Source organism: Catellatospora tritici (genome assembly GCF_019083965.1).
GTDB lineage: Bacteria > Actinomycetota > Actinomycetes > Mycobacteriales > Micromonosporaceae > Catellatospora > Catellatospora tritici.
Map to the genome: position 1 here is coordinate 29,922 of NZ_JAHRCY010000038.1, position 8,378 is coordinate 38,299.

Annotated in this window: 8 protein-coding genes; 2 read left to right on the forward strand and 6 right to left on the reverse strand. The window is 70.4% G+C overall.

Annotation, left to right across the window (positions count from 1 at the left end):
- Window positions 1-16 precede the first annotated feature (16 nt).
- The 3 genes from katG to KUA19_RS44860 all read right to left on the reverse strand — a co-directional run bounded on the left by katG (window position 17) and on the right by KUA19_RS44860 (window position 3,305).
- Window positions 17-2,248, reverse strand: coding sequence for a catalase/peroxidase HPI (gene katG, locus KUA19_RS40730; RefSeq protein WP_217405159.1), 2,232 nt, complete (start codon window positions 2,246-2,248; stop codon window positions 17-19).
- 32 nt (window positions 2,249-2,280) lie between these two features.
- The gene (locus KUA19_RS40735; RefSeq protein WP_254550900.1) at window positions 2,281-2,685 is read right to left on the reverse strand and encodes a Fur family transcriptional regulator; all 405 of its coding nucleotides are present in this window, start codon (window positions 2,683-2,685) and stop codon (window positions 2,281-2,283) included.
- A 305-nt stretch (window positions 2,686-2,990) separates the two neighbouring features.
- Window positions 2,991-3,305, reverse strand: coding sequence for a hypothetical protein (locus KUA19_RS44860; protein WP_217405163.1), 315 nt, complete (start codon window positions 3,303-3,305; stop codon window positions 2,991-2,993).
- Window positions 3,306-3,438: 133 nt separating this feature from the next.
- Here KUA19_RS44860 and KUA19_RS44865 point away from each other — a divergent pair, with 133 nt between their 5' ends.
- Both KUA19_RS44865 and KUA19_RS40750 read left to right on the forward strand, forming a co-directional pair.
- Window positions 3,439-3,942 (forward strand): SigE family RNA polymerase sigma factor, encoded by a 504-nt coding sequence (locus KUA19_RS44865; RefSeq protein WP_217405165.1) that lies wholly within the window; start codon window positions 3,439-3,441, stop codon window positions 3,940-3,942.
- Window positions 3,935-5,131, forward strand: a complete 1,197-nt coding sequence (locus KUA19_RS40750; RefSeq protein ID WP_217405167.1) for a WD40/YVTN/BNR-like repeat-containing protein — start codon at window positions 3,935-3,937, stop codon at window positions 5,129-5,131. The genes KUA19_RS44865 and KUA19_RS40750 overlap by 8 nt, the downstream gene beginning before the upstream one ends.
- Window positions 5,132-5,208: 77 nt before the next feature.
- On the opposite strand, the gene KUA19_RS40755 is transcribed toward KUA19_RS40750, so the two are convergent.
- The 3 genes from KUA19_RS40755 to KUA19_RS40765 form a co-directional block, all read right to left on the reverse strand.
- Window positions 5,209-5,568, reverse strand: coding sequence for a hypothetical protein (locus KUA19_RS40755; RefSeq protein WP_217405169.1), 360 nt, complete (start codon window positions 5,566-5,568; stop codon window positions 5,209-5,211).
- 195 nt (window positions 5,569-5,763) lie between these two features.
- Window positions 5,764-6,672: a DUF4097 family beta strand repeat-containing protein gene (locus KUA19_RS40760; RefSeq protein WP_217405171.1), complete on the reverse strand. Its 909-nt coding sequence runs from the start codon at window positions 6,670-6,672 to the stop codon at window positions 5,764-5,766.
- A 40-nt stretch (window positions 6,673-6,712) separates the two neighbouring features.
- Window positions 6,713-8,293 carry an MFS transporter gene (locus KUA19_RS40765; RefSeq protein ID WP_217405172.1) on the reverse strand — a complete coding sequence of 527 codons (1,581 nt, stop codon included), beginning with the start codon at window positions 8,291-8,293 and terminating at the stop codon, window positions 6,713-6,715.
- Window positions 8,294-8,378: the final 85 nt, after the last annotated feature.

Sequence of the window (8,378 nt, forward strand, 5' to 3'; positions counted from 1 at the left end):
CACGGCCGGACGGGACTCAGTTCAGGTCGAACCGGTCGAGGTCCATGACCTTGGCGAACGCGGCGGCGAAGTCGCGGACGAACTTCTCCTTCGCGTCGTCACTGGCGTAGACCTCAGCCAGGGCCCGCAGCTCCGAGTTGGAGCCGAAGAGCAGGTCGACCCGGCTTCCGGTCCACTTGACCTGGCCGGTGGCCGCGTCGACGCCCTCGAACGACTCGGCATCCGCGCTGGTCGCCCGCCACGTGGTGCCCAGGTCGAGCAGGTTCACGAAGAAGTCGTTGGTCAGCGTGCCCGGCTTGTCGGTGAGCACGCCCACGGTCGACTGCTTGGCGTTGGCGCCCAGCACCCGCAGACCGCCGACGAGCACGGTCATCTCCGGCGCGCTCAGGTTGAGCAGGTTCGCCTTGTCCACCAGCAGGAACTCGGCCGGCAGGCGGTGGCCCTTGCCCAGGTGGTTGCGGAAGCCGTCCGCCGTCGGCTCCAGCGGGGCGAACGACTCCACGTCGGTCTGCTCCGGCGAAGCGTCGGTGCGGCCCGGCGTGAACGGCACCTCCACCGCGAATCCGGCGGCGCCGGCGGCCTGCTCGACGGCGGCACCGCCGCCCAGCACGATCAGATCGGCCAGCGACACCTTCTTGCCGCCGGTCTGCGCGGCGTTGAAGGATTCCTGGATCTTCCCCAGGGTGTGCAGCACCCGCGGCAGCTCGTCGGGGTTGTTGACCTCCCAGCCGCGCTGTGGCTCCAGCCGGATACGGGCACCGTTGGCGCCGCCCCGCTTGTCGCTGCCGCGGAACGTCGACGCCGACGCCCACGCGGTGGAGACCAGGTCGGACACCGACAGCCCGGAGGCGAGGATCTGGGCCTTGAGCTGCGCCACGTCAGCTGCGCCGACGAGCTCGTGGTCCACCGCCGGGACCGGGTCCTGCCAGATCAGCACCTCGGCCGGGACCTCGGCGCCCAGGTAGCGGGCGATCGGGCCCATGTCGCGGTGGGTCAGCTTGAACCATGCGCGGGCGAAGGCGTCGGCGAACGCCTCCTGGTCGGCCAGGAACCGGCGCGAGATCTGCTCGTAGACCGGGTCGAACCGCAGCGACAGGTCGGTGGTCAGCATCGTCGGGGCGTGGCTCTTGGCCGCGTCGTGCGCGTCCGGCACGGTGCCCGCGCCCGCGCCGTCCTTCGGCTTCCACTGGTGCGCACCGGCGGGGCTCTTGCTCAGCTCCCACTCGTACCCGAAAAGGATCTGGAAGAAGCTGTTGTCCCACGCGATCGGCGTGTTCGTCCAGGCGCCCTCGAGGCCGCTGGTGATCGTGTCGCCGCCCTTGCCGGTGCCGAAGCTGTTCCGCCAGCCCAGGCCCTGCTCCTCCAGCGGCGCGCCCTCCGGCTCCGGGCCGACGTGGTCGGTCGTGCCCGCACCGTGGGTCTTGCCGAACGTGTGGCCACCGGCGATCAGCGCGACGGTCTCCTCGTCGTTCATCGCCATGCGGGCGAACGTCTCGCGGATGTCACGGGCCGCGGCCAGCGGGTCCGGGTTGCCGTTCGGGCCCTCCGGGTTGACGTAGATCAGACCCATCTGGACCGCCGCGAGCGGGTTCTCCAGCTCGCGGTCGCCGGTGTAGCGCGAGTCGCCCAGCCAGGTGGTCTCCGGGCCCCAGTAGACGTCCTCGTCCGGCTCCCACACGTCGGGGCGGCCACCGGCGAAGCCGAAGGTCTTGAAGCCCATCGACTCCAGGGCCACGTTGCCGGCCAGGATCATCAGGTCGGCCCAGGAGATGGCCTGACCGTACTTCTTCTTGACCGGCCACAGCAGCCGGCGGGCCTTGTCCAGGTTGCCGTTGTCCGGCCAGCTGTTGAGCGGCGCGAAGCGCTGCTGCCCGGCCCCGGCGCCACCACGGCCGTCACTGATGCGGTACGTGCCCGCGCTGTGCCACGCCATCCGGATCATGAACGGGCCGTAGTGGCCGTAGTCGGCGGGCCAGAAGTCCTGCGAGGTCGTGAGCACCTCGGCGACGTCGCGCTTGACGGCCGCGAGGTCGAGGGCCTGGAACGCCTTGGCGTAATCGAACTGCTCGCCGAGCGGGTTGGCCACGGCGGGATTCTTCGCGAGGATCTTCAGGTTGAGCTGGTTCGGCCACCAGCCGCGGTTACCGCCACCCTGGGTCGGGTGAGGGGCGCGTCCGTGCGCGACCGGGCAACGGGACTCGGCCCCCGCCTCCGCGTCGTGGACTACGGCGTCGTGGTTCTCGGACATGCAATTCCTTCCGTGACTTTGCGACAGGGCGATCAGGAGTCGCCGGTGGTGGAACAGCCGGGGCACAGGCCCCAGTACACGACCTCGGCCTCGTCGATCACGAAGCCGTTGTCGTCGGACGCGGTGAGGCAGGGCGCCCCGCCGACGGCGCAGTCGACGTCGGCGATGAGCCCGCACGACCGGCACACCGTGTGGTGGTGGTTGTCCCCGACCCGCGACTCGTAGCGGGCCGGAGAGCCGGACGGTTGGATGCGGCGCACCAGACCCGCGGCCGTGAGCGCGTGCAGGCCGTCGTACACGGCCTGGTGGGACACCTCGGGCAGGTCCGTGCGCACGACCCCGATGATCGAGTCGGTGTCGGCGTGCGGATGCGCGAAGACCGCGCTGAGCACCGCCAGCCGTGGCCGGGTCACCCGTAACGCGGCCCCGCGGAGCATCTGCTCGAAGTCCCGGGTCGTGGCCACGTCTCGCAGTCTGGTCTGTTTTCTGGAATCAGTCAAGAAACGGCGACGAGGTCGCGGACACTTCACAGATTATTCGCAAAGACTATGAAAATGGGGGTGACCAACTCCCCCCTCATGATCGCTGTAGTTTCGCGGAAACTGCAGCCAAGCGAGCCAAGATTCCAGCACTTTCCCCGAAACTGCAGCCGCAGTCGGGCACCACGCGGCCCACGGTTCGTGGTGGCGGCCGTCGATCAGGAAGTGGTGCCGGCGACACGCCGACGAGCCGTGCCATAGGTTCATGATCGACCAGGCAGGGGGCGGGCGGGAGCCGACCACCCTTGCCGACGGCCGGTGGGATCAGGGCCCAGGAACGCCTCCCCGTGCGCCTGGTCAGGCAGCGCGACCTTGACCACCTGGCGCAGGGCGGGCTGGCCGCCGATGTTGACCACGTCCGCGTCGATCAGGGTGCCGCCCTGGTCGGCGGCCATCGCGGTCATCCCCCGCCGCAGGGCGGGGCGGTCGGTCAGGGCGGCGGGCAGGTCGGGGACGAGGTCGAAGTGGACCGCCCGGACCACGACACCCGCGTCGTCGGCCCACGCGTCCTGCTCCACGAGTCGGCAGCCCGGCAGATCGAGGTTGCGGAAGGGGTGTCTGGGCCAGGATCTTGGGCCCGGCGATCGAATCGCGCTGTCTGCAACAGATCAGGAGCGACCGGCGTACTCAGTGGGTGGGAGGTGGCGAACTGTGCCAGATCATTCGTTCGACGAATTCGTACGCGCCACGTTGCCCGCGCTGCGCCGCTACGCCTACGCCCTGACGGGCTCGGCGGGGCCGGGCGACGACCTGATCCAGGACACGCTGGTGAAGGTCGCGGGAGCGTGGCGGCGGGTGCGGCGGGACGGCAATCCGGTGGCGTACGCGAAAACGGCGATGCTCAACACGTACCTCAGCGCCTGGCGGGCCCGACGCGGCCGCCCGGAGCTGGTGCCGCTCGACGTGGACCGGGCCGGTCCCGACTCGTACGGCACCGTCGACCTGCGCGACCAGCTGCGCCGGGCGATGGCCTCGTTGCCGCGCGACCAGCGCGCGGTGCTGGTGCTCGGTTTCCTGGACGACCTGTCCGACGACCAGATGGCGGCGATGCTGCGCCGCAGACCCGCGACCGTCCGCTCACTGCGCGCCCGCGGCCTGGCCGCCCTGCGCCGGCAGCTGACCACCGAGACAATGGGAGGGGTGGCCCATGCATGATCTTGAGCAGGCGGTACGCGAGGAGGTCGACCGGCTCGCCACACTGCCGGGCTCGGGCTCGGACGCAATGCTGGCCCGCGTATACCGGCAGCGACGGCGCAACCGTGCCACCACCCTGGCGGCGCTCAGCGTGATCGCGCTCGTCGCCGCGGCCGCCGGTGCGGTCGCGGTGCTGCGCCCGACGGCGCACCCGGACCCGGCCACGCCGAGCCCGACCGCCGCGATGCGCCTGGTCACCCTGCCACTACAGGTCGCCTTCCCCGACGGACAGCACGGATTCGCCATCGCGGAGTCGTGTCAGGACCACGTCTGCCAGGCAATCCTGGCCACGACGGCGGACGGCGGCGCGAGCTGGACCCCACACCCGGTCACCGGCCTGACCTACCGGGTGGGCGGGCAGGGCCCCCCGGTCGACCTGCACGTGCTCGACCAGCGGAAAGTGGCGCTGGACGGCGACGACGGCCGAACCCGCTGGTTCACCGGCGATGGCGGGCTGACCTGGGCGCAGCTGCCGAGCGCGCCCAAGGGCACGGTCGCCGAGATCGCGCCCGGCACCGCGGCCTGGATCCAGGAGGACGCCGACTCGTTCATGGACATCGCGGTGCTCGCGCCCGACGGCACGGCGGCGCTGCTGGCCACGCCGCCGCCCACCAAGATGCACTCCGGGGAGCGTGACGTGCGCGTCGCCGCCGACGGCAGCCTCTGGATCTACGGCGGCGACGACCAGCAGACCGTGCTGTGGCACAGCCGCGACCGCGGTCGCCACTGGGCCCGGATCGTACTGCCCGGGGGGCTGGCCGCACGGCCCTACCGGGGCGGCGACCCGGTGCACACCGAGCAGGGCAGCATCCTCTACACCGTGGACGGGGTCTCCGGCCGGGTGTGGCGCAGCACCGACGACGGCAGGCACTGGCGGCAACTGCAGGTGCGGCTGCCGGCGCGACAGACCGACTACGGGCTCGCCGCGGTGGTCCGCTTCGACGGCAGCCTGCTCCTGTTCGACACCGAGCAGGGCAAGCAGTACCAGGTGACGGCCACCGGGACGGAGTTCACCGAGACGACCGGGGCGGTGCTGATGACCAGGTCCGGAATCGGCAAGCGGTACCTCCGTACCACCGGTGACGACCCCGACCGACTGACCGTGCTGCACTCCGCCGACGGCACCAGCTGGACCGAACTGCGGTTCTGACCACGCCCCGGCGACCAGGCCGGGTCCGGCCACCGTCATCGACGGCGGTGCCGGACCCGGCTGCCGCACCAGACCGGTCAGAAACCGGCGAGCAGGTCTCCGCCGACAGCGAGCGCCGCGAGGGCGAGCGCCAGTGCCAGGAGGCCGATCAGTGCCGCCGCGGATCCGGCGGCGAACACCGAACGGGTCCTGCGGTGCAACCGGACCAGAGCCAGCACCAGTATCGGGCCGACGAACAGCACGAGCACCACGAGCGCCGCCACGCCGATCCACAGCCAAAGGGCCGGGCCCTGCGGCAAGAGGCAGACCTCGAAGCAGCCGCTGTCGGCGGTGGCCAGGTCGCCGACAGCGAGACAGCCGAGGACCAGTGCGTACCAGCCGATGGCGACCAGGCCGCCGCGTAGGACCCAACCCCGCGTGGGCGAAGAGGGCGGCATCTCCTGCATCGTGGCAGTCCCCAATCCGATGACGAACGGTGTCAGCAGGCGGTGGTCTCGCGGTGCACCAGCAGCACGGGTGCCAGGCGCACGGTAACACCGTCCGTCCGGGCCCGGGGGGCGTCGCCGATCGGGGCCTGCGACACGAAAGCCCCGGGCTCGCCGCAGCGTGCCCGGGGCTTTTCGAGCGAGCCGTCAGCCCGCGACGATCTTTATGCTGCCGCTGGTGGTGACGACCTCGATCGGCACGCCCGCCGCGGACTCCGGCACCTTCACGGTACGGGAGCCGCTGCGCGAGGTGGCGCTGACGCGGTAGGCACCGTCGCCCTGCGGCACGCTGACGTGCACGCCGCCGCTGGTCGCCTTGGCACTGACGTGCCGTGTCGCCGGGGATGCCGCAATCTTGATCGTGCCCGACGTGGCCGTGGCGTCGATGTTCTCCGCCACGCTGCGCGACAGGTCGATCCGGCCGGAGCGGGAGGTGGCGGCCAGCGCCGAGGACCGGCTGTCCACGGTGATCCGGCCGCTGTCGGTGCTGGCGGTGACCTCACCTGGCTGGCTGGGCCGGTTGTCGATGCTGATGTCACCGGAGTTCGTCTTGACATCGACCGAGCTCGCAAGCCCGGAGAACTTGATCGTGCCCGAATCGGACTGCAGCCGGACCCGGCCCTTGGCGTGCTTGGCCTCGATCACCCCGGAGGCGGTCTCGACCCCGACGTCGCCGCTGGTGTGCGCCAGCTCGACCGCGCCGGAGTCGGTGCGCACGCTCACCGGGCCGGACAGCCCGGCGATGTTGGCGCTGGCGGCCGAGACCGCCAGCTCCACCACGCAGTCGCGCGGCACGGTCAGTGTGAACCGCACCCGGCGCTGGCGGTACGGGCGCAGCAGCGCCCGTACCGCCGCCGGCCTCGACGACTCGGGGTGCCGGATCGTGAGCACCCCGTTTCCGTGGTCGATCCGCAGGGGTTCACCGTCGATCCGGGAGACCTCCAACCGGGCCCCGACGCCGTCGGATCCCACGATCGTCACCTGTCCACCGACGGTCGACACCTCGACGTGACGTACGGCTTCGAACGAATGCGTTGACGGATGGCGGACGTCCATGACAGGTCTCCTCAGGTCGGGACTCGGCGGGAAGGTGGTTTCAGCTCGCGACCGGCTCGGCAGCGGGCTCGACGACCTCGTCCTCGGCGTCCGGCTGCTGGTCGGCGTAGGACACGTGGCGCAGTTTGGCGATGGTGAACAGGGCCGCCAGCACCGCGACCGCGATGCCGATGTAGGCGGTGAGGTTCAGCGAGTCGACGAACGAGTCCAGCGCGGCCGCGAGCACCGGTCCGCCGATCTGCGGGGGCAGGCTCTGGGCGATCACGAACGCGCCGCCGAGGGTCTCCTGCACCGCGCCGCGCAGGTTCTCCGGCACGGTGGCCAGCACGTTCGGGTCGAAGCCGTCGCGGAACAGGTAGGCCCCGACGCTGCCGAAGAAGGCCACGCCGAGCGCGCCGCCGAACTCCTGGCAGGTCTTCTGCAGGGCCGCGACCGAACCGGCGCGGTCCTCCGGGCCGACGGCGACCACGAAGTCGGTCATCAGCGCCAGCACGCTGGAGGAGCCCGCGCTGATCAGCGCCACGCCGACGAGCACGAGGGCGAGGTCGTGACCGGTGGTGAGCTGGGTCATCAGCACGTATCCGACCGCGATCATGAGGAACGAGGCGGCGAACACGTACGCGGGGCGGACCTTGTTGACGATCTGGGCGGCCAACGGCGCGGACATGCCGGTCAGCGGCAGGGTGGCCAGGCTCCACAGCGCCGCGTGCAGCGGCTCCAGGCCGAGCACCACCAGCAGGTACTGCATGCTGAACAGGCCGAAGCCGATCACGCACAGGAACGCCACGGCGCTGAGCACCAGCGCCGGACCGAAGCCCTTGTAGCGGAACATGGCCGGGTCGATCATCGGGTTCTCGAGGTGGCGCTGCCGGTAGATGAAGGCGATCGCGATCACGATGCCGACGCCCAGGCTGATGGCGGGCCACAGTTCGTACCCGTTGATGATCAGTTCCTTGACGCCCCAGATCAGCGAGACCATCCCGGCGATGGACAGGATGGAGCTGAGCACGTCGAACCGGCCGATCTCATCGCGGGAGCGGCGCGACTCCGGCGCCAGCAGCCGAATGACGATCATGAGGATGACCACGACCGGCGCGTTGATCAGGAAGATCGAGCCCCACCAGTAGTTCTGCAGCAGCAGGCCGCTGATGACCGGACCCAGGCTCAGACCGGCGGCGGTGCCGATCGACCAGGTCGCGATGGCCGAGCGGCGCTGCTTCGGGTCGCGGAACAGGGTGCGCACCAGCGCCAGCGCGGACGGCATCTGCGTCGCCGCGGCCAGACCCTGGATGGCCCGCGCGGTGATCAACATCTCCGGGCTGGTCGAGTAGGCGGCCATGACCGAGGCGGCACCGAACACCAGCGCGCCGATGATCAGCAACCGGCGGCGGCCGATGAGGTCGCCGATGTTGCCCATGGTGATCACGGTGGACGCCAGGATGAAGCCATAGATGTCGATGATCCAAAGCTGCTGCGCGCTGCTGGGCTGCAGAATCTCCGCGATCGGGGGGACCGCGAAGTAGAGCACGGTGATGTCCATACCGATGAGCAAGGGCGGGAGCATGAGCGCGACGAGCGCGATCCACTCCTTGCGGCCGGCGAGGGGCTCGGTCGATGTCATGGGCGAAAGTATATACATACGTTCCACACAAGTGTCCATGCCAAGCGTATAAGACATCTGTCTGAATCATGCTAGGGTGAACAAC

Bases quoted from the DNA above. Each gene is read 5' to 3' on its own strand.
- KUA19_RS40750 (WP_217405167.1), top strand. From the start codon at position 3,935: ATGCATGATCTTGAGCAGGCGGTACGCGAGGAGGTCGACCGGCTCGCC.
- KUA19_RS40760 (WP_217405171.1), bottom strand. From the start codon at position 6,672: ATGGACGTCCGCCATCCGTCAACGCATTCGTTCGAAGCCGTACGTCAC.
- KUA19_RS40755 (WP_217405169.1), bottom strand. From the start codon at position 5,568: ATGCCGCCCTCTTCGCCCACGCGGGGTTGGGTCCTACGCGGCGGCCTG.
- KUA19_RS40765 (WP_217405172.1), bottom strand. From the start codon at position 8,293: ATGACATCGACCGAGCCCCTCGCCGGCCGCAAGGAGTGGATCGCGCTC.
- katG (WP_217405159.1), bottom strand. From the start codon at position 2,248: ATGTCCGAGAACCACGACGCCGTAGTCCACGACGCGGAGGCGGGGGCC.
- KUA19_RS40735 (WP_254550900.1), bottom strand. From the start codon at position 2,685: ATGCTCCGCGGGGCCGCGTTACGGGTGACCCGGCCACGGCTGGCGGTG.